Source organism: Metabacillus sp. FJAT-52054 (genome assembly GCF_037201815.1).
GTDB classification, from domain to species: Bacteria; Bacillota; Bacilli; order Bacillales; family Bacillaceae; genus Metabacillus_B; species Metabacillus_B sediminis.
In genome coordinates this window covers 967,476-990,379 of sequence record NZ_CP147407.1, presented here as the reverse complement: position 1 = coordinate 990,379, position 22,904 = coordinate 967,476, and the positions used below count along the sequence as shown (strand labels likewise).

Here is a 22,904-nt window from a genome sequence, read left to right as displayed (position 1 = left end):
CGTCATGAAGAATAAGGGAGTTTTTAACATGCGAAAAAAAATAATGGGCGCTTTGCTGCTCGTAACCGTTCTTGCCGCAATGGAAGGAACGATTGTCAGCACCGCAATCCCCCGGATAACAAGTGATTTATCCGGAATTGAACTGGTGAGCTGGGTGTATGCAGTTTATATGCTGGCAACAGCTGTTTCCGCTCCTATATACGGGAAGCTTGCCGATTTATTTGGACGAAAAAAAATTATGGTCTTTGGAATTATCCTGTTTTTAATTGGAGCCGCTCTTTGCGGAATTGCGTTAACGATGGAACAATTAATCATATACCGCGCTATTCAAGGTCTTGGCGCTGGTGTTGTCATGCCGGTAACGATGACAATTATCGGAGATTTATACACGGAAACAAAGGGCCGTGCCAAAGCACAGGGCTGGATTAGTGCTGTCTGGGGAGTGGCCGGTGTTCTTGGCCCGCTGCTTGGGGGTTTTATCGTTGATACCCTTTCATGGCGGTACATTTTCTTCCTGAACCTGCCATTCGGACTTGTCGCTTTACTGATGCTCGTAAAATATTATAAAGAGGATGTTTCGAAGGAAAAGCAGCGCATAGATTATTTGGGAGCTGCAGCGTTCTCTATCGGAACGATCTCCCTCTTATATGCCCTGCTTTCTGGCAGCCAGTCACAGGACTGGACCAATCCGCTCATCATCGGAATGTTCGCAGCAGCTTTTGCCGTCTATGGCTGTTTTGTATGGATTGAAAAAAGAGCAGCAGAACCGATTATTCCTTTGAATCTTTTTTCCAACAAACGTGTGCTGCTTGTGAATCTGCTCACGCTGCTCACCGGTTCAGTCATTATCAGCATTACCATTTACCTGCCGATTTGGAGTCAGGGAGTACTGGGGAAAAGCGCTACAGCGGCTGGATTTATCCTCATGCCTATGCCTGTATGCTGGACATTTGGATCAATCCTTGCAGGAAACCTCGTCGGCCGGCTGAAAGCCCAGTCAATTATTACGATGGGAACGGCCATTCTTAGCTTAGGAGCGCTCCTTTTATTTTCGTTATCCGCTCAGTCACCTGAATTTCTAATCTATGTAGCGATTGGATTGCTTGGCTTGGGCATGGGGCTCATGACTCCGATTTTTATGCTGATTATTCAAGGGTCCGTTGCTTCTAACAAAAGAGGATCTGCCGTTGCGCTGAACACATTTATCAGCACCTTCAGCCAGACACTGGGCTCAGCTGTATTCGGAACGATTTTTAATATAGTGACACTTTCCCAGGCAGGAAAAGGAAATTTTAACTTGAACGCTTCCTTTGATCACGGAAACGTGCCCGCCGGTGAACTTGCCGGCCTGCAGGAAATTCTTGCTACAGGGGTTCATATCATATATGGAGGGACGTTGCTTCTTGCCTTGCTTAGTTTTGGACTTTCCTGGTTTTTAGTAAAGGAAAACGGCAATTTGCACGAACATAAATAGCAGGCTGACCCGGAAGTGGAATGACTTTTGGGTCAGCCTTTTCTGATGAATTTCATGCTTAATCAATCACCTGCTGCTTCAGGAAACGTATATTTGCTTACGATGCTGCTCGTCTTCTGCAACGGCCAAGCGGATCTTGTGAAGATACCTTTCTTAACAAGGTGTATGAATTCAATAATCTAAGAAAAATAAATGTTTATCCGCTTATTTGGAATTTTTCATTCCTCAAAAAAATGGTATAATGTCTTTCGTTCACAACGGCCCGACTTTTATGAGAGTTGAAAGTCACAAAATATGAAAAGAGAGGTGTTTTATTTTTGGATCAGACAATTAAACAGCAGTGGTTTGGAAATATTCGCGGGGACATCCTATCCGGAATTGTTGTCGCACTGGCCCTTATTCCGGAAGCTATTGCTTTTTCCATTATCGCGGGAGTTGATCCGATGGTCGGGCTTTATGCCTCATTCTGTATCGCTGTCGTGATTGCATTCGTTGGCGGCAGACCCGGCATGATTTCTGCTGCAACCGGCGCCATGGCACTAGTTATGGGCTCGCTCGTTGCCGACCATGGGCTGCAATATCTCCTGGCTGCGACCATTCTCACAGGAATCATTCAAATTGTGCTCGGCATTCTTAAGTTTGGCCGCCTGATGAAATTTATTCCACGTCCGGTTATGATTGGTTTCGTCAATGCCCTTGCCATCTTAATTTTCTCGGCCCAGCTGCCCCATTTCAAAGGGGAATCCTGGCCTATGTATGCAATGGCTGCTGGGGCATTAGCTATCATCTATTTATTTCCTCGTGTGACTAAAGCTGTGCCGTCACCATTAATTGCAATTATTGTCATCACCCTGATCGCAATCTTTACAGGCTCTGATGTACGTACGGTAGGAGATATGGGGGAGCTGTCCCAGGCTTTGCCGGTTTTCCTTCTTCCTGATATCCCGCTAACGTTTGAAACACTGCAAATCATTTTTCCTTATTCCTTAGCGCTCGCCTTCGTCGGTTTATTGGAATCTCTTCTAACTGCTCAAATAGTCGATGATATGACAGATACGGGCAGCGATAAGAACAGAGAAGCAAAAGGACAGGGTCTTGCCAATATCGTTGCTGGCTTTTTCGGGGGTATGGCCGGATGCGCCATGATTGGCCAGTCTGTAATCAATGTTAAATCCGGAGGACGGGGAAGACTGTCTACATTTGTGGCTGGAGCCTTCCTTCTCATATTGATTGTCGCTCTCAATGGGGTTCTCGTTAAAATACCCATGGCGGCTCTTGTCGGTGTTATGATTATGGTTTCCATCGGTACGTTTGACTGGTCTTCGCTCACTCGTCTTCATAAGGTACCGGTCACTGATACAGCGATCATGGTTGTGACAGTCGTTACCGTTGTGTTCACCCATGATTTATCAAAAGGAGTACTGGCAGGCGTGATCCTAAGTGCGATTTTCTTTGCCGGCCAGATTTCAAAAGTAGCAGTAACCGTTACAGAAGAGCCTTCATCAAAAAATTATAAGGTTACAGGGCAGCTGTTTTTCGCTTCTGTTTCCAGTTTAATCGATCAAATCGATTTTGCCGATCAAAACCGGAACATCGTGCTCGACCTGGCTAACGCGCACATTTGGGATGATTCAGCAGTCGGTGCTGTGGACAAGGTCGTTTTGAAATTAAGGCAAAACCAAAATCAAGTGGAAGTTACAGGACTTAACGCAAAAAGCTCCGAATTAATTGAAAAAATGGCAGTTTATCATCGCCCTGATACCAGAGCTGCCAATCATTAATGTGAGAAAAGGAGAACCGGCCTAATGCCGGTTCTTTTTTCATTCATTGCTTGAACAGTTTTCATAATGAATTGGTAAATCCCCAACCATGTCATCCTATATTCCGCTCCAGTTATCATTAAGTGCAGACCTTTAATGGATTGGGCTGTGTGACGGCTTTACCCCTCCCGCAGAAGCGGCAATGTACAGCATCGGAACGCTCCGCCGGACTTAATGATTTCAGAAAGATCCACTTCTATCACTTTATAGCCAAGCTTTCTTAACTGGTCATTTGTATGATTATTGTGAGGCAGGGCGATGATTTTTTTATTTCCCAGTGAAAATACATTCACACCCAGCCTGAACTGATCTTCTTCCTTTACTTCTATAATAGAAAAACGGGATGACAGCAAATCAATTTCTTCCTGTTTCAAAGCTTCCGGAAAAAGCAGCGCTTCATTTTCTGAAATCATGTTAAAAATACAGTCTAAATGGAGGTATTCTTTTTTAATAGGAACTGGAATAATTTCGTAATCAGGCAAATGGTTCTCAAGCATGGTGATACTGTCTTCAGATGTTCGCTCACTGATTCCTACATAGACGGTATTCCCGTTAATTAAAACATCCCCGCCCTCAATGCCGGAGCCTTTTAAGTCGACATATTGAATTCCCTCTTTATCCAGCCATTCTTTCAGGATCCGTTCCTCTCCCTGCCGGATGTCCATCTCCATATTGGCTATAAAAAGTGTATTTCCAAGTGTAAATCCAATATCCCTTGTAAACACCTGTTCAGGAAATTGCTCAACCGGCTCAAGAAGATGTGTTTCAATTCCATTTTCCCGAAGTACACGAAGAAATTCACTATGCTGCTTTACAGCTTTTACAGCATCAAGCTCTTCATCCTGGAATTCCTTTTGTGTTTCATTGATAATGTCTTCAATTTTCATATACTGGGGTGGACATAATAGAACGCTTTTAAGAGGCGCATATTCGCTGGAACAGCCTATCTTTATTTTGGAATGAGACATTTTGAACCCTCCTCATGCTTCACTTCATGAGAAGTAGTGTTTCCAAAATTGTCTTATTCAATCGCGCACACTAGCTCTTTCATGAATGATTGCCCGCCAATCGGCAAATCATAAGAAAAATGGAAAAGGGACCGGTGATCGCATGTATAATCGAATAGAAAATCTAAGGGACAGGCTTCCTGAGAACCACAAAAACATTGCAGTCCTGACAAGCCACATTTTTGAGGCATTTGATTCATTAATTGAAGAGCACCGGAGATATGCCGGGGTACGTGCTACGGCTAAAATACAGCCAAACCCTTATGAGGAAAAAACCTTTTTCGAAACGATTAATCAAGTGAAACAGATTATTTTGTCTGAGCTTGAAAAAACCGCAGAAGACATTGACCATAGAGGAGATAAATACTGGGAAAAAAATTATCCTGATGGAGTGGAATGACGGGGGACTGTATCCCCTCGTCATGAACACGTGATTATTTCATTGTAACTTTATAGAGTGAAGAACCTTCCCCCGTAATCTTCTCAGTTGTGACATGAATATCCGGATCAGAAGCCAAATTGAATGCAAGCACATAAGCCACTTTATGATCCGGTGTAACGTATGTCTCATAAAGCTTTCCAACCATTTCATTGGCGATAGAATCAGCCCACATTTCGGCTTCCCAGAGTGTTTCAAAAATGCGATTCTCATGCTTCCATTTTTTCTCCATAAAGGCCTCCCCGAGTGAAAAATTCCTTATATAGACATTTTATCTTTAGATAGGACCTTTTGAGAAGAAATAATTTTGCCGTGCTTTTGATTATACCGGTCAATCCAGTTGGCCATTGGCCTGAGAATGCTGTTGACGGCTACAACAATGATTGTACCTGCAGTGGCTAACATCAAAAACCCGGCACCTGCAAGCGTACCGATAGCGGCTGAGCACCATAGAGTTGCAGCCGTATCCAGTCCTCTAACGGTTAACCCTCGCGAAAAATAACCCCTGCCCCCAAAAAACCAATACCACTGACGATTTGAGCAGCAATCCTCATACTTGAATGATCGCCTGAGACATAATCGAGCATGACAAATAGACAGGCGCCAACGGCTACCAGAACATTCGTCCGAAGACCTGCAATGCACTTATGCCATTGTCGTTCAATTCCAATAACAATCCCCAGAAAAACAGCCGTCAGTAATCTCACTAAAATTTCGTATTCCATGATTCTACTTCCCCTTCATCCAATATCATCTCTCTATTTGGTTAAAAAGCTGATTTGCGCAGTATTCTATAATTTCTCTGCGCCTAATCATCCCTATAAAAATCCCCTGATCATCTACTACAGGGACAAAGTTCTGTTCCATTGCCCTGGAAATAATTTGTTCCATTTTGGCGTGAATTGGGACCGGTTCATTTTTCCGGTGCATCTCCACTTCCGTTAACCGGATTTTATTTGTGCTGTCAAAGCTTAGATTCGGCGTATTTTTGAGCTTCCATAATAAATCACCCTCTGTAAGCGTAGCTATATACTTCCCCTCATCATCCAGCAGCGGAAGGGCAGAATAACGATGATATTCCATTTTCTCCAAAGCCTGTCTCATTGTAGCGTGAATCGGCAAATGGATGACCTCTTTTTTTGGTATTAAGAAAAACGCTATATTCATTCAATCGATAGCTCCTTTATTTAATCTATAATCTCTTTTAGCATTTTCTCACGCATGGACTTTTTCAATCCATAAGAAAAAGACCACTGGCACTTCGCTGGCTATTGCTGAAAAAATGACAGCAAAAAAAGCCCCCAAAATAAGGCGGTCTTGTGACCTCCTTCGCTTTAGCCGACGAAGTTAGCTGACGGGCAGGATGGCGAAAGAGTCCTTTCATCCCTTCTGCTAAAGCAGAATTAGCCCCAAAAAAATTGGTTCCTCCGTTCCCGTGTTTACGGGATTAAGCCAGTAAAATTTTCATGTATATCGTACTCCCTGGATAGAACTTTGTAAATGTGAGTTTTTGACTATATAGTCGTATTTTTTCCTTGTTATGGCACTCTATCTTCATATTGCTTGTGGTTGCTTTACGATGCGTGAAATTGCTTGTGAAAAGATTAGTAAGGAATGGGGCATGACTAATAAAAAGTACGATGAATACCAATCGTTTTTCACTAAAAAGAAAACGAATTCATTTTTATTTAAATAACCCCTTCCCTATTGCCTGTAAAACAGTATAATAGGAAAGGGCAAAAAAGCAGCAAGGATAAAAATGTGTTTTTGCTGTAAATTTGTACACTCTAGGGAATGTTTGGGTAAAGATAAAGGGAACCCTTTCTCCCCCAGCCTGTCCCTCGTCATCATTCGCTTACTACATAAGGAGGTTGCTGCTATGAGTATCATCATTTCACTTGTCGGTATCGTCGTGGTTCTGCTGCTGGCCTATTTGGTCAGTAACAATAAAAAGCAGATTAAGATCAAACCCATTATCATCATGCTTGTTCTTCAAGTCGTCTTAACATTTATTTTCCTTAATACCGGAATTGGCCTATTTATTATCGAGGGAATTTCAGCATTATTTACGAAGCTCCTTGAATATGCTGCTAGCGGAATTAATTTCGTATTCGGCGGAATTGCCAACCCTAAGGAAATGCCATTTTTCCTTAACGTTCTCCTTCCGATCGTCTTCATTTCTGCTCTGATTGGAATTGCCCAGCACATCAGGCTTTTGCCTATCATCATTAAGTATCTTGGACTGGTTTTAAGTAAAATAAATGGCTTAGGAAAACTTGAATCCTACAACGCGGTTGCATCTGCTATTTTTGGGCAGTCTGAAGTATTCATTTCCGTAAAAAAACAATTAGGCCATTTGCCTGACCACCGTTTATATACACTTTGTACATCAGCTATGTCCACTGTTTCTGCCTCTATTCTTGGCGCGTACATGACAATGATTGATCCAAAATACGTCATTGTAGCCCTTGTGCTGAATTTGCTGGGCGGATTCATCATCGTGAACATCATCAACCCATATGATGTTGCGGACAGTGAAGACTTCATTGAAGTTCAAGAAGGGGAAAAACAGACCTTCTTCGAAATGCTGGGCGAGTACATCATGGACGGCTTTAAAGTAGCAATCATCGTCGGAGCGATGCTAATTGGTTTCGTTGCTTTAATTGCAGCCATCAATGATCTATTCAGCATCATTTTCGGCATCTCTTTTCAAACGATGCTTGGGTATGTGTTTGCACCATTCGCTTTCATCATCGGTGTACCGGCTGCAGAAATTGTACAAGCCGGAACGATTATGGCAACAAAGCTCGTTTCAAACGAATTCGTCGCCATGCTTGATCTTTCAAAAATGACCGAGCTGTCTGACCGGACAACCGCAATTATTTCCGTATTCCTCGTATCCTTTGCCAACTTCTCCTCCATCGGGATCATTACCGGAGCGGTAAAGGGATTGCATGAACAAAAAGGAAACGTGGTAGCCCGCTTTGGACTGAAGCTCCTCTACGGGGCAACATTGGTAAGCTTCTTATCTGCAGCAATTGTTGGATTGCTGATTTAATAAAAACGATGCGGCATAATCAGCCGCATCGTTTTTATTTGTTTTCTCCCACACTTGATGAGGAGAAAGCGGCCAGATTTCACCTTTGCTTACGATTAAAGGATAATGGCTGGCCTTTGAAGAGTAATTGCTGACTTTTGAAAAGTAATTGCTGACTTTTGAAGGATACGTAATTGCTGACTTCCTCAGATTAATTGCTGACTTTTAAAGGGTAATTGCTGACTTTCCATAATTCATGGCAGACTTGTATCTTCATAAGAGGTCTGACGAAGCTCAAAGCTCCGTGCACTCCCTTTTACTTCTTATAACCCGTATAAACATAAATTGCATCCCGCAGAAATTCCGCAAGTCCCGGTTCCTTTTCATCGTAATAGGCTTTAAACCGGTCATCCTCAGCATACATATCCGCAAGACCCGCATGTGCTTCACTGCTGTAATCAGCCCAGTAGTACATGAGCCACTGCTTATGCAGCTCTGCCGTTTTTTGAGCAGCAGCACTTGAAGGATCACCCTTTTTAAAGGCTTCAGCCAATGCGGTTTTAACCTCCTGCTCAAGCTTCGCTACTTCCTCGTATTGCTCCTTCGTCATATTTTCGAATTTTTCATTCGAGCGTTTAACTGTCTCTTCTCCATATTTTTGGCGGATTTCTTTCCCGTATTTTGCTTCGTTCTCATCAATCATACTTTGCTTAAAGCCTTCAAATTTTTCCTGATCAGACATCGTTATTCTCCCTTCACCAGCTGAGATCGACTTCTCCACATTGGAAATGAGCAAATCCAGCTGCTTTCGTTTTTCCAGGAGCTTTTTACGATGTTCAATAAGGGCTTTCGCTCCGTTAAAATGAGGGTCAGACAGGATTTCCTGAATCTGCTCCAGACTGACGTCGAGCTCACGGTAAAAGAGGATTTGCTGCAGACGATCCACCTCTGCCAGACCATAAATTCGATACCCCGATGAGTTCATTCTTGCCGGCTTAAGAATGCCAATCTCATCATAATATCTGAGCGTCCTTGCCGTGATTCCTGCCATTTCCGCAAGCTTTTGCACCGTATATTCCATCGGTGTTCACCTCCTGATAGATTCAGCTTACACCTTTACGCAGCGTGAAGGTCAATTGATATTTTGAAAAAAAACGGTAGAGATTGAGCCCGAAATTCTCCATAATAAGAGAGAACTCATTTGATAAGGGGTATCCAAGATGAATTATGGAAAAGAACAAGAAAGACAAATACAAAAAGTGATGGATTATATAGAAGAAAATCTCCATGAATCTCTTCCACTCGAAAGACTTGCAAAAGTTTCTACTTATTCTCCTTTTCATTTTCAGCGGATTTTCAAGGGGATAGCCGGTGAATCGCCTGCTGCCTATATCAAAAGACTCCGACTGGAAAATGCCGCCCACTTCCTGATTTATGAACAGCATTTACCTATAACCCAGATCGCCTATTTATGCGGATTTTCGTCCCTTTCATACTTCACCTACTCATTTAACGAAACCTTTAAAACCAGCCCGAAAAAATGGCGGGAAGGTGCGTACCTGGAGCGTTTTCCAAGGGAATACGAAGATAGCAAGAAATCTAAACTTTTCAGCAAGAATCTGCAAGCAACGAACGATAAGCAGCCCTATAATGAATTTAGATGGCTGGATTTGGATAAGGTGAAAACAATTGAACTCCCAGCTTTCCGTGTGGTCAAAAAACTTCACATCGGATCTTATACAGATCGCATTCCAAATGCTTGGGAAGACCTTTATCACTGGTCAAATGCCAGAGGACTTATCCAAAAAGACACCTGGATGATTGGGATTCCAAGAAATAACCCTTACATTACCCTGCCTGAGAGAAGCCGTTACGACTGCCTGATGCAAATCACCTCACATGACAGTATTGAGGAACCACTGTATACGTTTAATGGAGGAAAACATGTGGTGGTTGAGTTCGACGAGCCTGTCCCTTACAGTGACCGCGGCATGCTGATTGAGTGCTATTCTGAACTCTACAGCTTTTGGCTGCCGAGAAGCGGCTATAAATATTTGGGGAATCCAATTGAATTTGTACAAATTGATCCGAATGGAGGAACACTTGACCTCACATGCCGAATCAAGGCCATCGCCTTAGCCGTTGAACCGAAATAGAAAAGGAGAAACCATATGCTGATTAACATGTCTGATCTAAATTTTTTAGCCATCCTCGCTGGAGGCATCCTGTATATGATATACGGAGGCATTTATTATTCTATTTTACTCAAGGATAAAGGCAATTTTACGCAAAATGAAAGCAAAGGCCCTCTTAAATATGTCTTTTCTGTCATCGTCGCTTTCATTAGCTCGTTTCTGACAGCTATTCTGATTCAATCCACCGGTGCTGAAAACTGGCTTACCGGAGCTGGAATCGGCTTCATTGTCGGTGTTCTCATCTCCATTGTGTATGTGAAAAATTCACTATTCGGGTTATTGAGCAGAAGAGCTTTGCTGATTGCAATTGGAGATCATCTGGTTATTTTCATCTTACTAGGCATTTTACATGGTTCGCTGAATTGAGAGAAGAAGCTATCTAAGATGTCGTGAAAATAGGAATTTAACGAAATTGAAACCCCTGGGACGCTTGCATCCCGGGGGTTTGATTTTAACATAGGTACTTTGAACAAATTTAGGTTAGGCTGATTGGAGCGGAAGGTGCGATACTCCTGCGGGAGCAGCGGGACAGGTGAGACCCCGCAGGCGCTTGCGCCGAGGAGGCTCACCGCCCGCCCCGCGGAAAGGGAGAAACCTGCAGCGGAAATCAGCCAAAACCAATCCAATTAAAAATGTCAAAGAAAAATAAAAAAAGACTTTCCGATACGGACTTTTTCTATTTTTATCCAATTTATTATGTATAATGAAATTGTTACCATTATTTTAAAGGAGTGAAACTATGAAACACTTAGTCATAACCGCAGTAGCTGCAGGTCTTATCTTCATTCTGCAAGGCTGCTCCAGCAATGCTCATGCAGAAAACTTTAAACAGTCATCCATTGAAAGCACCTTCCCCATTCCAGCAGATGCAAAAGAGATAAAGAAAAAAGAGGACTCTGCAGTATATAGCCTGAAAGGAATGAAAGAAGAAGAAGGCCTGCCGAAAGCCTACCTTGCAAAATTAGAAGAGGATGGCTGGAAAGAATCAAAGTCCGAACAATTGGGTGCTATGCAAACTTTCAAGAAAGACGGAAAAACCATAAAAGTCACTTCTCTAACCGATAAACTCACACTAGAAAAATAAGTCTTTTGGATGAAGGGGTCAAATAAAAAAAATGCCCGGGAAAACCCAAACGTATGATTCATATTTTCCTGCTGACTTAGCTCCGTATTCCTCTAATATCTCCTCATGCCCTTCATCGAAATCATTTTAGCATCCTTCAAATCAGTAACGGCATACCAGCATCTTTTTTCCCCTCTGCTTAGAGAATCTTTGCAGAAACCCCGCCTGCTTTTACTTCCTTTATTGAGGAATAATCCGCCATCAGTTTAGCTTTTATTAATTTCCTCCATTTGAGCTGCAGCTGTCTATTCATGAACTTTTAATTTCTCCTACCGCCAAATAATCTTTCCTCGTTTTCCCATGTATCCCATGCTGACCAAGCAAATCCGTTATTCGTTTTAGATGCTCCTGATCTTCTACCACAACATAATGATGCGAGCCAAACAGGTTTTTCTGTATAATCGATAGTTTATACGCGTTGTTGATTCGGGCGTGCAGCCCATAAAGTGGATGAGAGAGGGTTATTTTTTCAACCTCATACCGCTTGATTTGTTTGAAAGAACGGTAGCTCCCGTTAAGAACAAGGCCCTCAGGTAAGATCAGGAGACTGCCTTGATGTTTTACGAAATTCATAATGACTAAAACCATGTAGATCACATTCAAATAGGCATACTCCAGCCAATCGGTGAAAAAAACCATCCATATTAACCACCCCATTAATATCATGGCAGCGGCCGTTCCCCATTTCACGATTTGATAGGCTCTCGTATTTTTAGAAATAGCCTCCATCTCTTTCCATTCATTAGGAATGAGCAGGCTGCTGTATTCATCCTTTGTTTTAGGGTACAGTGCAGTTTGAGAAAGTATGACGGCGTTTTTTACGTTAAACCAGTGCTTGAGCAGAAAATACATACCGGCTAGAAAAATAAGTAAGTAGATTAAATCCAGCATCCTATCTGCTCCCTTTTGTTTTTGACATTATAAATACCAAATCAGTCCTGCGATCCCCAGAAAAATCACTCCGGCTAATCCGGAAAACATGGTAATTTTAGTCCGTGAAATCCGGTGCTCTTTCGTCTCTGAAAAGAAATTTGCTCTCTGCTGCTCACCATTTGTCCAAGCACCAATTGAGATGCCTGAAATGATAATGCTGATAATGCCCGCTATTAAACAGAACTGCATCATGAATACCACTCCTTTCTTCCTTATGATTCATACGCATTAACATGGATAAAGTTCCCAATTATTGTTGTTGAAAAATTTATATATTATTTGCTGGACATAGCGAGAAATCGCTAAGACAATTCTGCGCGATTTTTTTCTGAGTCTAATACATCTATTTTGATACATAACGTGCAACAATAATGTTTTTAATTAGGGAATCCTAAAGGAAATTCAAATGAAAGAGGTGCTATATGAAGCTTTTCCTAATCATTCTTCTTTTTACTGCCCTTATCCATCCGTCGGGTGCCAAAGCTGTCGAGATGCCATGCAGTATGATTTTGGCCCCGGTCAATCAAAACTTATTCAATGCAAAAGGAGCCGCGCTGATTTATAAAGTGAAGCTTACACCAAGTTTTCAAAGAATTAGCATCAGTCTTCACGCTCTTCACTTACCTGCTCCTAGAGACCTTGGGAACTTCGATACCTATGAGGGATTTGCATTTATTCCCGGCCAAATTAGCTGGCGCTTTAAACTATATCCTGACTCTTCGGCAAATGATCCTATTTGGGCAGGTAAAATTGATTCCATCACAGCAGATCTCGAAAAAAGCAAGGTGCAGGTTCGTCTTTCAAGTACAAGATCAGGGCAGCTTGGTCCAAGCATCCTTTCCGGCAGCATCCCATCATGCCACTAGATTACGCCTGGCGTTCCTCTCTTCCCAGAAGCTTCAATATTTTGTCTGATTCAATTAAGGCATCTGGGCAATGCTTTCTTAATTGCTCAAGAAACAGGCTTGGATTTTGGGGAGAAATTTTCACACTTCCAAGCATCGCTGATTTGTAATAGAGGTCGATGGCATAACGGGCAGACAGGAGCCGATAGCCTGTGTAAATATCACGTGTCGGAATTGCACGCGTGATGTCTTCATAAGGGATCCGGCTTCTTATCGGCCCTCCCTTCACTATCAGGAATTTTTCTTGAAAAGTATAGCGAATGGATGCGATGGTCCAAAACATAAAAACGGCAATGAATAGAAAAATTGCGATCTCCACGATATAAACGGTACCATTTGCTGGTTTATCAAAATAAAGAGGCAAAAAAAGAACCACACCAACAAATAGGATTGTACACACCATTATTCTTATAAAAAACGAGTCAATTTTTGAAAGAAAAACCAAACGTTTATCCTCCCCATCTCTAATCTACTTGCTTTAAAAGATTCTCGATGCTGGTCATGCGCTCATTTAAGTCTTGAATCATTCTCATTTGCTGCTCCTGATAGGCAGAGTTTTCTTTTTCTAAATGAAGACGTTCCTGCGCGCGTATTTCAAACCGGCGGAAGGCACGAATGATGAATATCAAGACACAAACCGTCATGATTAAAGGCAGAAACGTAACCAGTAAAGCAAAACCTGAAAACAGAAGATCTCCAGAATTAATCATTTCAATCCCCCTTCTCCTTATTTTTTAGTGTGACTGTTCCTGCTGCGTCTGCAATCATCCTGTCATTTAGTTCAAATCTAAATGGAATGACCTCGAAATATTTCATGATCTTCCCATCTTGGCCCCGTTCTTCAGCGCCTTTAATTAATTCAGCCTCCTCCAGCTTTTTTAAATGCAAGTAAAGCAGCGGCCTGCTAATCCCTAAAACTCTCGCAAGCTGACTCACATACTGTCGCTCACCACTGAGAGCCTCAATAATTTTGAGCCGATACGGATTAGAGAGTGCTTCCAGTAACTGAAGTAGCTCATTTCCATTTTTTTCATTTTTCATATGTCATAATTTTATTACAGGTAGTTGGAAATGTATACCTATTTTGTAAATTTACATAATTTAAAACTGGAATCTAATAAAAGAAACCCTTGTAAACCAGGGACAAATCCAATATTTGCCTAACATTCTATATTAAACAACTTCTTCTAAATCATGATAAAAAATAGGCCATTTAACACATGATGAAAGTTTTGAACAACCCTATAATTATCTCGATTGAAAGAATTTTAGGGGGAAAAGAACTTGAAAAAAATGTTGTTAACAGGTATTACCGCAGCTATGCTGATCACACCACTTGCAGCTGTTTCAACACCAGCACCATCCGCTTATGCTGCAGTAACCACATCTGCACAAAGCAAGGAAGCAGTAAAACAAGGTGATCTTTTGCTGAAAAGACTAAATGTTTACAAAAACACTGTTTCCATGGGGAATATTGACGAAATTAATGAATTGTATGATGGTCTGACGAAGCAGCTTTCCATCGTTGAGAAGGCAATTGGAAAGGTATCAGGCTTATCAAACCGCAATATGCTTTTAAGCAAGTATGCAGTTCCAGCTAAAAAGGAAATTGAACGCACCATTTATGAAGTATCACAGCTTCGTCTGCTATCCACCATACTTATTGGATTAGATGAGGATGATTACTATGCGTATGATACAGATATGGCGAAATTAGAACGTATGAAAAAACGAGCGTCTGCGATTAAAGAAGCCGGCGGATACAAAGCGCTTCCTGCCTCCATCAACCTCGATCTTCGTAAAGCAGAGTCCTTTGCAGCCGGATACAATCTATCTTATTATGATTATTGGGTTGATGAGTCCACAGGCGCTGAACCTGATATTGACGAAGCCGATCTTTATTATGATGATTTAACTCGCTACGTGAAACAAACGGAAATGAAAATCGGCCAAGTGGCTGATAAAGCATATAGAACATCTCTGCTGCAAGAATTCGTTGCGCCTGCGAAAGTAACTGTAGAGCGTACAAAATACGAAATCTCCCAGCTTCGTCTGATGAACCGCGTCTCGGAACTCATTGATGCCGGCAATATCGAAGAAGCAAAAACACAATTCAGCAAGCTGGAAGGCTTAAAAACTCGCGCTGCTGCTATTAAAGAAGCTGGCGGCTATGAGCCTTTAGCAAAAGCCATCCGAGATGAATTGCTTGCTTATGAAACGGATTTGAAAGCCGTTCTTGAGGGAAAATAAGATGAAATTGAAACACCGTCCAACATTTGAGGACGGTGTTTTTCATTATTATTTGGAGTTATCATTCTAAACTTTTCCATTAATAAGGTGTTTTTTCACAGGACAAAAGAATCATTTCACCTTATAATTAACTCACTTGAACACATTCAGGAGGGCTAGTTATGAGTAAAAAAATGCTATTGATTGGGATAACAGCAGCAATATTTATATCTCCACTTGCAAATGCCGGGTTACCTGCACCATCTGCAGCTGCTGTTTCAACTCAAAGTAAAGAAGCGGTCAGGCAAGGTGAAAGTCTCTTAAAGAAATTGGCATTGTTTAAAGAAGCCATTTCATCGGGTTCCATAGAGAAGATAGAAAGCTTATATGATGGTTTGGCAAAGCAGCGATATATTGCTGAAAAGAGTATTGCAAGGGTATCTGGTGCATCAAATCGCTCAATATTACTATCTTCATATATCCGACCTGTTGAAATAGAAATGGAACGAACTGGCTACGAAGTATCCGAATACCGGCTGTTAGCAAGCATTATTTATCAAATTTCTTCTGAAGTGAACTACAAACAATACGATATAGACATGGCAAAAGCAGAGCGATTGAAAAAGCGCAAAGAAGTCATGAAAAGTGCTAGGAATTATGAACCTCTTCCAGGAAAGATTAATGAAGAACTTCGTTATATGGAAGCATACGCTTCTGGAATTAACTTAGCATTAAACAATTATACATTGAGTATTTATGTGGATACCTTTCCAGATATGGAACCTCTCACAGAACTTCACCAAGCAAACCTCACCTATGACAAAGTCATTCAGTACTTGAGGCAAACAGAAGGAAAAATTGGCCTGGTCCCTAATAAAAAATATAGAATGGCTCTTTTAGAAGGGTCTGTAACACCTGTGAAAATTATGATTGAACGTACAAAATATGAAATCTCCCAATATCGCCTGATGAACCGCGTCTCAGAGCTCATCGATGCCGGCGAAATCGAAGAAGCAAAAACACAATTCAGGAAGCTTGAAGGCTTAAAAACCCGAGCGGCTGCTATTAAAGAAGCTGGCGGCTACGAGCCTTTGGCAAAAGCCATCCGTGATGAATTGCTAGCTTATGAAACAGATTTGAAAGCGGTTCTTGAGGGGAAATAAGTTTGGAAGTGAAACACCGTCGAGTAAATTTGATGGTGTTTTTATATTGGTTTTCAAATGCCTTAAAATAGTCCACACCCTATATCCAAGCCTAGTCTGTAAAACTCAACACTATTCCAAGCAAAATCAAACCTCCAAACACTCCAAACAAGACATACCCCAAATATTTTATACCCTTTGGAAATCTGCTTACGTTTTCCAAGCCTTCAATATTTAAAGGCCCTCCTCCAGAAATGTGCTCAAGCTCTTCAGTAGGTGAAAAAACTCTTCCTTCTCGTATATCCGGTTCGTACCTCTTGGATATTAAAGTTTCATGAGGATCTTTCATTAAGGACCACTCCCTATTTTTTGTCATTCGATCTTCATGACTATTTCAAGGCCGGTAGTTTCACCCTTCCAAAGGTCATCATACTCTTCAAAGACGAAAGAAAACCCTGTCACATCATCCGGCAAGGCAGGGGAAACAATAAATCGGTGTGTAACACGCCCCGTTCCCCCTCCCGCTCCATCAGACTGACAATTATACTTATCACCCGCTCTCAGCTTAAATTTGAAACGATTCACACGTGTATGAATTGTTTCCAGTTCAACCGTTTCATTCCAATCAACATGCAGATGGATCACACTTGCATTCTCAAATTGGCGGATAAAGGTCAGGGTATACAAGCGCCCCTCCACCTCAATTGATTTCAAGACAGGTACATGCTTCAGAAAGTTTTTGGGCTCGACCTTCGTCTCATATAATTCTTCCATGGAAAGGGCTTGAAAAACCGTCAGCAAAAGGTCTTTAGGGATTCCATATTTTTCTCCCCAGCCAGCGATCACTTCCTCAGTAGCGGTATCTGGGTGACCGCCGCATAGCTCCTTACGGCGGGCGAACCACTCACAAATTTGCTCGTCTAAAGCTTGTATTCTTGCATTATAGAAAGCGCCTGGGTTTTTGATGTTTCATCCCTCCTATCACTATTAATGGGACCAATGATATAATTCCATCTTATGGTAATTTTTTAAAAACTGCAATCACTATATTCCTGCTTCAATATGGAAAAAAAGCCGCTCTGACAGCGACTTTCCCACTACCTTTGTTATAGAGATGATTACGTCATCTTCTTTGCTATGTATACAGGACGATGGCTGCGCCTTACATTCTCTCTTGAAATTTTGTGTACAGCAGCCAGACTAAAACAAGGATGGCCAGTAGAAGCAGAATCCATTTTAATATTCTCATTCCGTTCTCCCTTTGTGTTAAGAAATGTCTACTAAAATTAAATCGCTTTTTCAGTAATTAGTGATGAATCTGATTACTGATATAGTTTCAACAAATCCTATCCAACTCCTACTTTAAAAGAAACCATTCTACCTTCCTTTTCGTCTGACACCCTAGGATATTGTTTTCTTTTTTTGTATTAGAAAAACAAGATCCAATAGTCCGAAAACCCTTTCCAAAGAAGTAAAGTAAAAGATTGTGTGGGATTAACATCCCCGCAAGATCGGACAATATTGAATGGAAGAATACAGCACACATTGAAAAGGTACAGATAAGATTGACGGGGAAAGTGGAGAAATAATAAAAGGGGAAGGGTTGATTGGCTGCTAAAAAAAAAAGCCGGGAGCATGTGAACTCCCGGCCTTCCTCTTACTTCCCTGTCTCCGCAAAACGTTTAATCCGTTCCCCGATTTCATCACGAACCCGCTGGAAAACAGACCATTTCTCTTCGTCCGTTCCGGTAGCTTTCGCAGGATCCTCAAAGCCCCAGTGTTCACGGCGGACATGAGGAGGCGTCATCGGGCATTTGTCTGCTGCATCTCCGCAAAGGGTTACCACAAAATCCGCATTATTCAGGATTTCGCTGTCAATGATGTCAGAGGTTTGATCCGTAATATCAATCCCAACCTCTTTCATCGTTTTCACGGCATTTGGATTGAGGCCATGTGCTTCGATTCCGGCACTGAGTACGTTCCACTCATCCCCAAGGTATTTTTTCCCCCATGCTTCTGCCATCTGGCTGCGGCACGAGTTTCCTGTGCAAAGAAAGTAAAGTGTTTTTTTAGACATGTTGTAAGTCTCCTTTTAAATGGATTGGATTTAGAAAACCAACAGCCATAGATACAGGCCGATTAGTGTGATAAGAAGGGTCGGGACTGTTAAGATGATTCCCGTTTTAAAATAGGTTCCCCATGAAATTTTTACACCCTTCAGCGACAGGACATGAAGCCAAAGAAGGGTCGCAAGAGAACCGATCGGTGTGATTTTCGGTCCCAAATCCGAACCGATCACATTGGCGTATATGAGTGCTTCCCGGGTGATGCCCGACGTATCGGTATCAGCGATCGCTAGCGCATCAATCATGACCGTCGGCATGTTGTTCATGACCGATGAAAGAATCGCCGCGATAAACCCCATACCAATCGTTGCGGCAAACAAACCTTGATCGGCCACGACCTGTATGACATCTGCAAGAACGCTTGTCAGTCCAGCATTTCGAAGACCATAGACCACAACGTACATCCCGATAGAGAAGAAGACAATCGCCCATGGGGCACCCTTCAATACCTTTTTCGTCGGGACCGCTGGGCTCCTCTTCGCAATGATCAGGAAGAAAATCGCGATGACGCCGGCAATAATGGAGACAGGAATTCCAACAAACTCGCTAATGAAGTACCCTGCCAATAATAAACCTAGAACCACCCATGAAAGCTTGAACATTTTCATATCCCTGATCGCTTTTTTCGGCTGCTTCAGGATTGTAACATCATAGTTTGTCGGGATACTCTTTCTAAAAAACAAATACAAGACCAAAATGCTGGCTGCCAGAGAGAAAAAATTTGGAACAATCATCCGGCTTGCATACTCGATAAATCCGATGTTAAAAAAGTCAGCCGACACGATGTTTACAAGGTTACTGACGACAAGCGGAAGCGACGTCGTGTCCGCGATAAAGCCGCTGGCCATGATAAAAGGAAACACCAGCTTTTCTTCAAATTTCAAGTTACGAACCATCGCCAGAACAATCGGTGTCAAAATAAGAGCTGCCCCGTCGTTTGCAAAGAAGGCAGCGACGACAGCTCCGAGGATGCTCACATAAATGAACATGCGGACTCCGCTGCCTTTTGCTGCTCTCGCCATATGTAAGGCGGACCATTCAAAAAATCCAATTTCATCTAATATTAAAGAAATAATAATAACCGCTATAAATGTTAATGTGGCATTCCAAACGATGCCTGTTACATCCCATACATCCTGAAAATCGACAACCCCTGCGATGAGCGCGAGAACCGCCCCGCCGCATGCAGACCAGCCGATGGATAAATTTTTCGGCTGCCAGATCACAAGTATCAGGGTCAGAAGAAAAATCAAAGATGCTAAAATCACTGATGTCAAAATGGTCCCTCCATTATTCGCAAGTTATTCGCAATCCCTGTTTCTCCAGATCCTTCAGCTTTTGATCTTGGTCCGGAATAAACGCAAGCAGATTTTGAACAAATTCATACATTTCACTTTCCCGGTTCAGCGAATAGAAGATCCACTGGCCGTTTCGCTTTTCTTTTACAAGCCCCGCATCCTTCAATTTCCGCAAATGCTGGCTGATTGCAGGCTGGCTTGCCTGAAAAATCGCAGTAAATTCGCATACGCAGCACTCATTTTTCTGGAGCATTTTCATCATGGTAAGCCGGGTTTTATCACCAAGGAGCTTCATAATGGATGTAGCCTGCTCTAATTCTATCGTTTTATGCTGGAACGTCATGAATCGGTTCACCTCCGTGCATTATCATATAACAATACGCTTATATAATCAATAACTTATATAAAAATTAGATCATTAACCTCGTGCTTCATAACCGTTTCTCTGCCCGCTGTTTTCTGCAGCCTTTGTTAATTCCTCCATTTGCTTGGAGCAGCACGAATCATCCTTCACTTCCTCGATGATCACATTACAGCAGTCTTTCTGTTCTTTTGGCCCTAACCACTTTTTTAAAAAATTCATATTGTCACCTCCTATACGATATAAAATAAGAATCCGGAAATCGTGGACATGGTTATGACGGAAACAACAAAAGCAACGACGAGCTTTTTCGTAAATATGCTGTTCAAAAGCGTCAGTTCAGGGAGGCTCGCCCCAGCTGAACTGATCATCAGTGCCATAACAGGTCCTAGCGCCATTCCTTTCGCAATCATGATCTGCGTAATGGGAATCATCGAGGAAAGACGGATATATAAAGGGACCCCAACGACAGCTGCAATCGGTACAAGCCACCAGTTTTCGCCGCCGAAATACTGAGTGATAAACTCGGTTGGAACAGCTCCATGAATAAGAGCTCCAATCGCTGCGCCGATGAGCAGAAACGGGTAAACGGTCTTCATGAGCTGAATGGTTTCCGCGATGGCTCCTTTCATACTAAACCCGTCCTTAACAGGATTATAATTTTTAACCAGAACATTTTTAACTTCCTTTTCATACCCTAGCTTCTCTAATAAAAAGCCAATACTAAATGATAATATAGACGTAATTAATGTGTAATAGAGAGCGACCTTCCATCCTAAAACAGCCGTCATCAGCGTTAAGATTGTTGGATCGAGAACTGGAGAGGCAAATAAAAACACCATCACAACGCCAAATCGAATCCGGTTATTCAACAGATTCACTACAACTGGAATCGTCGAGCAGGAACAAAAAGGAGTCGCAAAAGCAAAAACCAAAGCCATTCCGCCGCTTACTATCGGATGACTGTCTTTCATCCATTTTTCCATTTTGGAATACGGGATAAAAACCTGAAGCAGATTGATTAAAAACGAAATAGCAATAAAAAGTACGGTTAGTTCAAATGCAATTTCAACAAAGCTCCTGCCAACTTCCAGCCACATACTGCCACTCCTTTTATTTGCAAAATGCAAGTATCTATGTAAAAAGACCGTATTCGATCTTTCTTTTTATTTCACAGGCCGGCAGCACATCTCACTTTTTGCCATTGCTAGGTTCAGTAATTTTATAGATTCGATAACCTGGTTTCTCTCTGCCGGCTGCATATAAGAAAATACTTCTTTTAAGTACTCATTCATTTGGGTATCGATGGATGAAGCAATTTCTTTTCCTTCACTCGTTAAGAAAAGCTGATAGATCCGCTTATCTTCAACAGACTGTTTCTTTTCTATAAGACCCATCTTTACAAGACCTTGAACCTGCCGGCTGAACGTCGTGATATCCGTCCCAAGTGTATCGGCAATTTCCTGTATGGAAGGAGACTCCCTTCGTTCTACCTCATACAGAATATGACTTTGAACCATGCTCAATTCCACTGATCCAACTGAACAGCAATTCTTATCCAAAAGCCCGAACCGGCGAACCATCACCTGAAACAACTCGCGAACATTTTCCATTTAATCGCGTCCTCCGCTTTCTATAAATTGGCTGCATGCCTTCAAAAAATGTTGATAGGAAGCTTCTCCCCGTGAACCACAGTCTTTTCCAAACATTCGCTTCTCAGTAAACTCGATAATTTGAGATGATGATCCATTCATAGATTTTGATACAAGATAAAGGTACGACAGAAAATACTGAACCGACAAATTCCCTGACTTATTGATTGTTATCTCCATTGTACCGCCTCCTTAATTTGATCATAATCTATATATTTGCAGTTTGCAAATAATAAATTTGCACAATGCAAGTATTTAGACACCTTCTGTTCATACGATAGAAAAGCCCGGTTTTCCCGCTGACCAGATAGCAATGCCAGCGAAATGGAAAAGAGCATCCCCCATAAGATGCTCTTCCTCATTCGCTTTTTATCAAGGCTGAAAGCTCGCTTTCCGTCACCCATTTATGATTCTTCACTTCTTCTCCGCCATTCGCCGGAGAATAATCAATCATATAAACGGTTGTCTTCTCAGCAGAATCAATGGTTGCCTTTGCTCCCATCATTCCTTTCATATGGTCTGCCATCAAGGTGACTTCTTCACCTTTCTTAAAAGAAACCTCTCCCGCGTTCTCGATTTCCTCGTGAATTACCCACTTGTGATTGACTACTTTTTCTCCGCCGCCTTTGGGTGTATAGGTAACCGCATAGACCGTTGTATCGTAGGCACCCGCAATGGTCCCTTCCGCTCCATTCATGCCTTCCATATGATCCGTTTTCACCTTCGTCTTGCTCCCGAGCGGATATGCAGGGTTTTTTGCTTCTTTTAATCCTTCAGGCACTTCACCTGAGCTTGAATGTTCCATTTTGGAATGGTCCATTCCTCCATGCTTTTCTTCCATTCCTCCGTTGGAACAGGCGGCCAAACCAAATGCGGCAAGCAGAGAAACAGTGAACATCATCATTTTTTTGCGGTTCATTGAATCACCCTCCAGTAAGTATGCTTTTAGTATAACCGCACATCATTCAATTGCAAAAAATGTGCACAGCATACGGATAAAATAAGAGTTGAATGATGCGCTTGCACTGACCCTCTCGCCTTCACCGCACCGGGGGAAGAAGGAAGAAGCTTGCAATCCCATACCGCTCTAGGTTTCATGTGTCAGGGGGACGGAGCTTTAGTTCTTTATCACAGCGGGGGTCAGTGCATTGCTCTGACCTTCT

The 22,904-nt window shown here is 42.1% G+C and carries 29 protein-coding genes, 1 pseudogene and 1 riboswitch; of the genes and pseudogenes, 10 read left to right on the top strand and 20 right to left on the bottom strand.

Features of this window, described 5'->3' with window-relative positions; translation table 11 throughout:
• Window positions 1-28 precede the first annotated feature (28 nt).
• Window positions 29-1,474, top strand: coding sequence for an MDR family MFS transporter (locus WCV65_RS05360; protein ID WP_338780638.1), 1,446 nt, complete (start codon window positions 29-31; stop codon window positions 1,472-1,474).
• A 317-nt stretch (window positions 1,475-1,791) separates the two neighbouring features.
• Entirely contained in the window at window positions 1,792-3,255 is a 1,464-nt protein-coding gene (locus WCV65_RS05355) for a SulP family inorganic anion transporter (protein WP_338780637.1), read from the top strand.
• 158 nt (window positions 3,256-3,413) lie between these two features.
• Here the strand turns inward: WCV65_RS05355 and WCV65_RS05350 are convergent, their stop codons facing one another.
• Complete coding sequence (locus tag WCV65_RS05350; protein WP_338780635.1) at window positions 3,414-4,262, bottom strand: dimethylarginine dimethylaminohydrolase family protein; 849 nt, start codon at window positions 4,260-4,262, stop codon at window positions 3,414-3,416.
• 142 nt (window positions 4,263-4,404) lie between these two features.
• On the opposite strand from WCV65_RS05350, the gene WCV65_RS05345 reads away from it, so the two are divergent.
• Entirely contained in the window at window positions 4,405-4,701 is a 297-nt protein-coding gene (locus WCV65_RS05345) for a hypothetical protein (RefSeq protein WP_338780634.1), read from the top strand.
• A 34-nt stretch (window positions 4,702-4,735) separates the two neighbouring features.
• Here WCV65_RS05345 and WCV65_RS05340 read toward each other — a convergent pair whose 3' ends face one another.
• The 3 genes and pseudogenes from WCV65_RS05340 to WCV65_RS05330 form a co-directional block, all read right to left on the bottom strand.
• Complete coding sequence (locus tag WCV65_RS05340; RefSeq protein WP_338780633.1) at window positions 4,736-4,972, bottom strand: hypothetical protein; 237 nt, start codon at window positions 4,970-4,972, stop codon at window positions 4,736-4,738.
• 26 nt (window positions 4,973-4,998) lie between these two features.
• Window positions 4,999-5,465: pseudogene (locus WCV65_RS05335) on the bottom strand (MgtC/SapB family protein).
• A gap of 25 nt (window positions 5,466-5,490) precedes the next feature.
• On the bottom strand, window positions 5,491-5,907 hold the full coding sequence (locus WCV65_RS05330; RefSeq protein WP_338780632.1) for a CBS domain-containing protein: 417 nt from the start codon (window positions 5,905-5,907) through the stop codon (window positions 5,491-5,493).
• Window positions 5,908-6,061: 154 nt separating this feature from the next.
• Window positions 6,062-6,204: riboswitch (cyclic di-AMP (ydaO/yuaA leader) on the bottom strand.
• Window positions 6,205-6,619: 415 nt separating this feature from the next.
• On the opposite strand from WCV65_RS05330, the gene WCV65_RS05325 reads away from it, so the two are divergent.
• A complete protein-coding gene (locus WCV65_RS05325; RefSeq protein ID WP_035405521.1) occupies window positions 6,620-7,798 on the top strand; it encodes a nucleoside transporter C-terminal domain-containing protein in 1,179 nt (392 codons plus the stop codon).
• Window positions 7,799-8,093: 295 nt separating this feature from the next.
• Here the strand turns inward: WCV65_RS05325 and WCV65_RS05320 are convergent, their stop codons facing one another.
• Window positions 8,094-8,858, bottom strand: coding sequence for a MerR family transcriptional regulator (locus tag WCV65_RS05320; RefSeq protein ID WP_338780630.1), 765 nt, complete (start codon window positions 8,856-8,858; stop codon window positions 8,094-8,096).
• A 139-nt stretch (window positions 8,859-8,997) separates the two neighbouring features.
• Between WCV65_RS05320 and WCV65_RS05315 the strand changes: the two genes are divergently transcribed.
• From WCV65_RS05315 to WCV65_RS05305, 3 genes are all read left to right on the top strand, one after another.
• On the top strand, window positions 8,998-9,933 hold the full coding sequence (locus WCV65_RS05315) for an AraC family transcriptional regulator (RefSeq protein ID WP_338780628.1): 936 nt from the start codon (window positions 8,998-9,000) through the stop codon (window positions 9,931-9,933).
• 15 nt (window positions 9,934-9,948) lie between these two features.
• Window positions 9,949-10,338, top strand: a complete 390-nt coding sequence (locus tag WCV65_RS05310; RefSeq protein WP_338780626.1) for a DUF1761 domain-containing protein — start codon at window positions 9,949-9,951, stop codon at window positions 10,336-10,338.
• Between the two features lie 373 nt (window positions 10,339-10,711).
• Entirely contained in the window at window positions 10,712-11,056 is a 345-nt protein-coding gene (locus tag WCV65_RS05305) for a hypothetical protein (protein WP_338780624.1), read from the top strand.
• A gap of 288 nt (window positions 11,057-11,344) precedes the next feature.
• Here the strand turns inward: WCV65_RS05305 and WCV65_RS05300 are convergent, their stop codons facing one another.
• Together WCV65_RS05300 and WCV65_RS05295 are read right to left on the bottom strand one after the other, a co-directional pair.
• Window positions 11,345-11,986: a hypothetical protein gene (locus tag WCV65_RS05300; RefSeq protein WP_338780622.1), complete on the bottom strand. Its 642-nt coding sequence runs from the start codon at window positions 11,984-11,986 to the stop codon at window positions 11,345-11,347.
• Window positions 11,987-12,013: 27 nt separating this feature from the next.
• Entirely contained in the window at window positions 12,014-12,220 is a 207-nt protein-coding gene (locus WCV65_RS05295; protein WP_338780620.1) for a DUF5316 family protein, read from the bottom strand.
• A 230-nt stretch (window positions 12,221-12,450) separates the two neighbouring features.
• Between WCV65_RS05295 and WCV65_RS05290 the strand changes: the two genes are divergently transcribed.
• Window positions 12,451-12,894 carry a hypothetical protein gene (locus WCV65_RS05290; protein WP_338780618.1) on the top strand — a complete coding sequence of 148 codons (444 nt, stop codon included), beginning with the start codon at window positions 12,451-12,453 and terminating at the stop codon, window positions 12,892-12,894.
• A 1-nt stretch (window position 12,895) separates the two neighbouring features.
• On the opposite strand, the gene WCV65_RS05285 is transcribed toward WCV65_RS05290, so the two are convergent.
• The 3 genes from WCV65_RS05285 to WCV65_RS05275 are packed head-to-tail and all read right to left on the bottom strand — an operon-like array spanning window position 12,896 to window position 13,974.
• Window positions 12,896-13,378: a PH domain-containing protein gene (locus WCV65_RS05285; RefSeq protein WP_338780616.1), complete on the bottom strand. Its 483-nt coding sequence runs from the start codon at window positions 13,376-13,378 to the stop codon at window positions 12,896-12,898.
• 19 nt (window positions 13,379-13,397) lie between these two features.
• Entirely contained in the window at window positions 13,398-13,643 is a 246-nt protein-coding gene (locus tag WCV65_RS05280; RefSeq protein WP_338780614.1) for a hypothetical protein, read from the bottom strand.
• A gap of 1 nt (window position 13,644) precedes the next feature.
• Window positions 13,645-13,974 (bottom strand): helix-turn-helix domain-containing protein, encoded by a 330-nt coding sequence (locus WCV65_RS05275; protein ID WP_338780613.1) that lies wholly within the window; start codon window positions 13,972-13,974, stop codon window positions 13,645-13,647.
• 252 nt (window positions 13,975-14,226) lie between these two features.
• Between WCV65_RS05275 and WCV65_RS05270 the strand changes: the two genes are divergently transcribed.
• Both WCV65_RS05270 and WCV65_RS05265 read left to right on the top strand, forming a co-directional pair.
• Entirely contained in the window at window positions 14,227-15,183 is a 957-nt protein-coding gene (locus WCV65_RS05270) for a hypothetical protein (protein WP_338782170.1), read from the top strand.
• Between the two features lie 161 nt (window positions 15,184-15,344).
• On the top strand, window positions 15,345-16,325 hold the full coding sequence (locus WCV65_RS05265; protein WP_338780611.1) for a hypothetical protein: 981 nt from the start codon (window positions 15,345-15,347) through the stop codon (window positions 16,323-16,325).
• Window positions 16,326-16,416: 91 nt separating this feature from the next.
• Here WCV65_RS05265 and WCV65_RS05260 read toward each other — a convergent pair whose 3' ends face one another.
• The 10 genes from WCV65_RS05260 to WCV65_RS05215 form a co-directional block, all read right to left on the bottom strand.
• A complete protein-coding gene (locus WCV65_RS05260) occupies window positions 16,417-16,653 on the bottom strand; it encodes a hypothetical protein (protein ID WP_338780609.1) in 237 nt (78 codons plus the stop codon).
• A 23-nt stretch (window positions 16,654-16,676) separates the two neighbouring features.
• The gene (locus WCV65_RS05255; protein WP_338780607.1) at window positions 16,677-17,150 is read right to left on the bottom strand and encodes a hypothetical protein; all 474 of its coding nucleotides are present in this window, start codon (window positions 17,148-17,150) and stop codon (window positions 16,677-16,679) included.
• An 811-nt stretch (window positions 17,151-17,961) separates the two neighbouring features.
• Window positions 17,962-18,381 (bottom strand): arsenate reductase (thioredoxin), encoded by a 420-nt coding sequence (arsC, locus tag WCV65_RS05250; RefSeq protein WP_338780605.1) that lies wholly within the window; start codon window positions 18,379-18,381, stop codon window positions 17,962-17,964.
• A gap of 30 nt (window positions 18,382-18,411) precedes the next feature.
• Complete coding sequence (locus WCV65_RS05245) at window positions 18,412-19,707, bottom strand: arsenic transporter (protein ID WP_338780603.1); 1,296 nt, start codon at window positions 19,705-19,707, stop codon at window positions 18,412-18,414.
• Between the two features lie 13 nt (window positions 19,708-19,720).
• Window positions 19,721-20,071: a metalloregulator ArsR/SmtB family transcription factor gene (locus WCV65_RS05240; RefSeq protein WP_338780601.1), complete on the bottom strand. Its 351-nt coding sequence runs from the start codon at window positions 20,069-20,071 to the stop codon at window positions 19,721-19,723.
• A 75-nt stretch (window positions 20,072-20,146) separates the two neighbouring features.
• Entirely contained in the window at window positions 20,147-20,311 is a 165-nt protein-coding gene (locus WCV65_RS05235; protein WP_338780599.1) for a hypothetical protein, read from the bottom strand.
• A gap of 11 nt (window positions 20,312-20,322) precedes the next feature.
• Window positions 20,323-21,189 carry a permease gene (locus WCV65_RS05230; RefSeq protein WP_338780597.1) on the bottom strand — a complete coding sequence of 289 codons (867 nt, stop codon included), beginning with the start codon at window positions 21,187-21,189 and terminating at the stop codon, window positions 20,323-20,325.
• A gap of 66 nt (window positions 21,190-21,255) precedes the next feature.
• Window positions 21,256-21,702 carry a MarR family transcriptional regulator gene (locus WCV65_RS05225; RefSeq protein WP_338780595.1) on the bottom strand — a complete coding sequence of 149 codons (447 nt, stop codon included), beginning with the start codon at window positions 21,700-21,702 and terminating at the stop codon, window positions 21,256-21,258.
• Window positions 21,703-21,921 carry a hypothetical protein gene (locus WCV65_RS05220; protein WP_338780593.1) on the bottom strand — a complete coding sequence of 73 codons (219 nt, stop codon included), beginning with the start codon at window positions 21,919-21,921 and terminating at the stop codon, window positions 21,703-21,705.
• A gap of 178 nt (window positions 21,922-22,099) precedes the next feature.
• The gene (locus tag WCV65_RS05215; RefSeq protein ID WP_338780591.1) at window positions 22,100-22,660 is read right to left on the bottom strand and encodes a YdhK family protein; all 561 of its coding nucleotides are present in this window, start codon (window positions 22,658-22,660) and stop codon (window positions 22,100-22,102) included.
• Between the last annotated feature and the right edge of the window lie 244 nt (window positions 22,661-22,904).

Excerpts from the sequence above, each read along its gene's own strand:
- WCV65_RS05360 (WP_338780638.1), top strand. The coding sequence starts at position 29 with ATGCGAAAAAAAATAATGGGCGCTTTGCTGCTCGTAACCGTTCTTGCC.
- WCV65_RS05350 (WP_338780635.1), bottom strand. The coding sequence starts at position 4,262 with ATGTCTCATTCCAAAATAAAGATAGGCTGTTCCAGCGAATATGCGCCT.
- WCV65_RS05345 (WP_338780634.1), top strand. The coding sequence starts at position 4,405 with ATGTATAATCGAATAGAAAATCTAAGGGACAGGCTTCCTGAGAACCAC.
- WCV65_RS05340 (WP_338780633.1), bottom strand. The coding sequence starts at position 4,972 with ATGGAGAAAAAATGGAAGCATGAGAATCGCATTTTTGAAACACTCTGG.
- WCV65_RS05330 (WP_338780632.1), bottom strand. The coding sequence starts at position 5,907 with ATGAATATAGCGTTTTTCTTAATACCAAAAAAAGAGGTCATCCATTTG.
- WCV65_RS05325 (WP_035405521.1), top strand. The coding sequence starts at position 6,620 with ATGAGTATCATCATTTCACTTGTCGGTATCGTCGTGGTTCTGCTGCTG.
- WCV65_RS05320 (WP_338780630.1), bottom strand. The coding sequence starts at position 8,858 with ATGGAATATACGGTGCAAAAGCTTGCGGAAATGGCAGGAATCACGGCA.
- WCV65_RS05315 (WP_338780628.1), top strand. The coding sequence starts at position 8,998 with ATGAATTATGGAAAAGAACAAGAAAGACAAATACAAAAAGTGATGGAT.
- WCV65_RS05310 (WP_338780626.1), top strand. The coding sequence starts at position 9,949 with ATGCTGATTAACATGTCTGATCTAAATTTTTTAGCCATCCTCGCTGGA.
- WCV65_RS05305 (WP_338780624.1), top strand. The coding sequence starts at position 10,712 with ATGAAACACTTAGTCATAACCGCAGTAGCTGCAGGTCTTATCTTCATT.
- WCV65_RS05300 (WP_338780622.1), bottom strand. The coding sequence starts at position 11,986 with ATGCTGGATTTAATCTACTTACTTATTTTTCTAGCCGGTATGTATTTT.
- WCV65_RS05295 (WP_338780620.1), bottom strand. The coding sequence starts at position 12,220 with ATGATGCAGTTCTGTTTAATAGCGGGCATTATCAGCATTATCATTTCA.
- WCV65_RS05290 (WP_338780618.1), top strand. The coding sequence starts at position 12,451 with ATGAAGCTTTTCCTAATCATTCTTCTTTTTACTGCCCTTATCCATCCG.
- WCV65_RS05280 (WP_338780614.1), bottom strand. The coding sequence starts at position 13,643 with ATGATTAATTCTGGAGATCTTCTGTTTTCAGGTTTTGCTTTACTGGTT.
- WCV65_RS05275 (WP_338780613.1), bottom strand. The coding sequence starts at position 13,974 with ATGAAAAATGAAAAAAATGGAAATGAGCTACTTCAGTTACTGGAAGCA.
- WCV65_RS05270 (WP_338782170.1), top strand. The coding sequence starts at position 14,227 with ATGTTGTTAACAGGTATTACCGCAGCTATGCTGATCACACCACTTGCA.
- WCV65_RS05265 (WP_338780611.1), top strand. The coding sequence starts at position 15,345 with ATGAGTAAAAAAATGCTATTGATTGGGATAACAGCAGCAATATTTATA.
- WCV65_RS05260 (WP_338780609.1), bottom strand. The coding sequence starts at position 16,653 with ATGAAAGATCCTCATGAAACTTTAATATCCAAGAGGTACGAACCGGAT.
- arsC (WP_338780605.1), bottom strand. The coding sequence starts at position 18,381 with ATGTCTAAAAAAACACTTTACTTTCTTTGCACAGGAAACTCGTGCCGC.
- WCV65_RS05240 (WP_338780601.1), bottom strand. The coding sequence starts at position 20,071 with ATGACGTTCCAGCATAAAACGATAGAATTAGAGCAGGCTACATCCATT.
- WCV65_RS05235 (WP_338780599.1), bottom strand. The coding sequence starts at position 20,311 with ATGAATTTTTTAAAAAAGTGGTTAGGGCCAAAAGAACAGAAAGACTGC.
- WCV65_RS05230 (WP_338780597.1), bottom strand. The coding sequence starts at position 21,189 with ATGTGGCTGGAAGTTGGCAGGAGCTTTGTTGAAATTGCATTTGAACTA.
- WCV65_RS05225 (WP_338780595.1), bottom strand. The coding sequence starts at position 21,702 with ATGGAAAATGTTCGCGAGTTGTTTCAGGTGATGGTTCGCCGGTTCGGG.
- WCV65_RS05220 (WP_338780593.1), bottom strand. The coding sequence starts at position 21,921 with ATGGAGATAACAATCAATAAGTCAGGGAATTTGTCGGTTCAGTATTTT.
- WCV65_RS05215 (WP_338780591.1), bottom strand. The coding sequence starts at position 22,660 with ATGAACCGCAAAAAAATGATGATGTTCACTGTTTCTCTGCTTGCCGCA.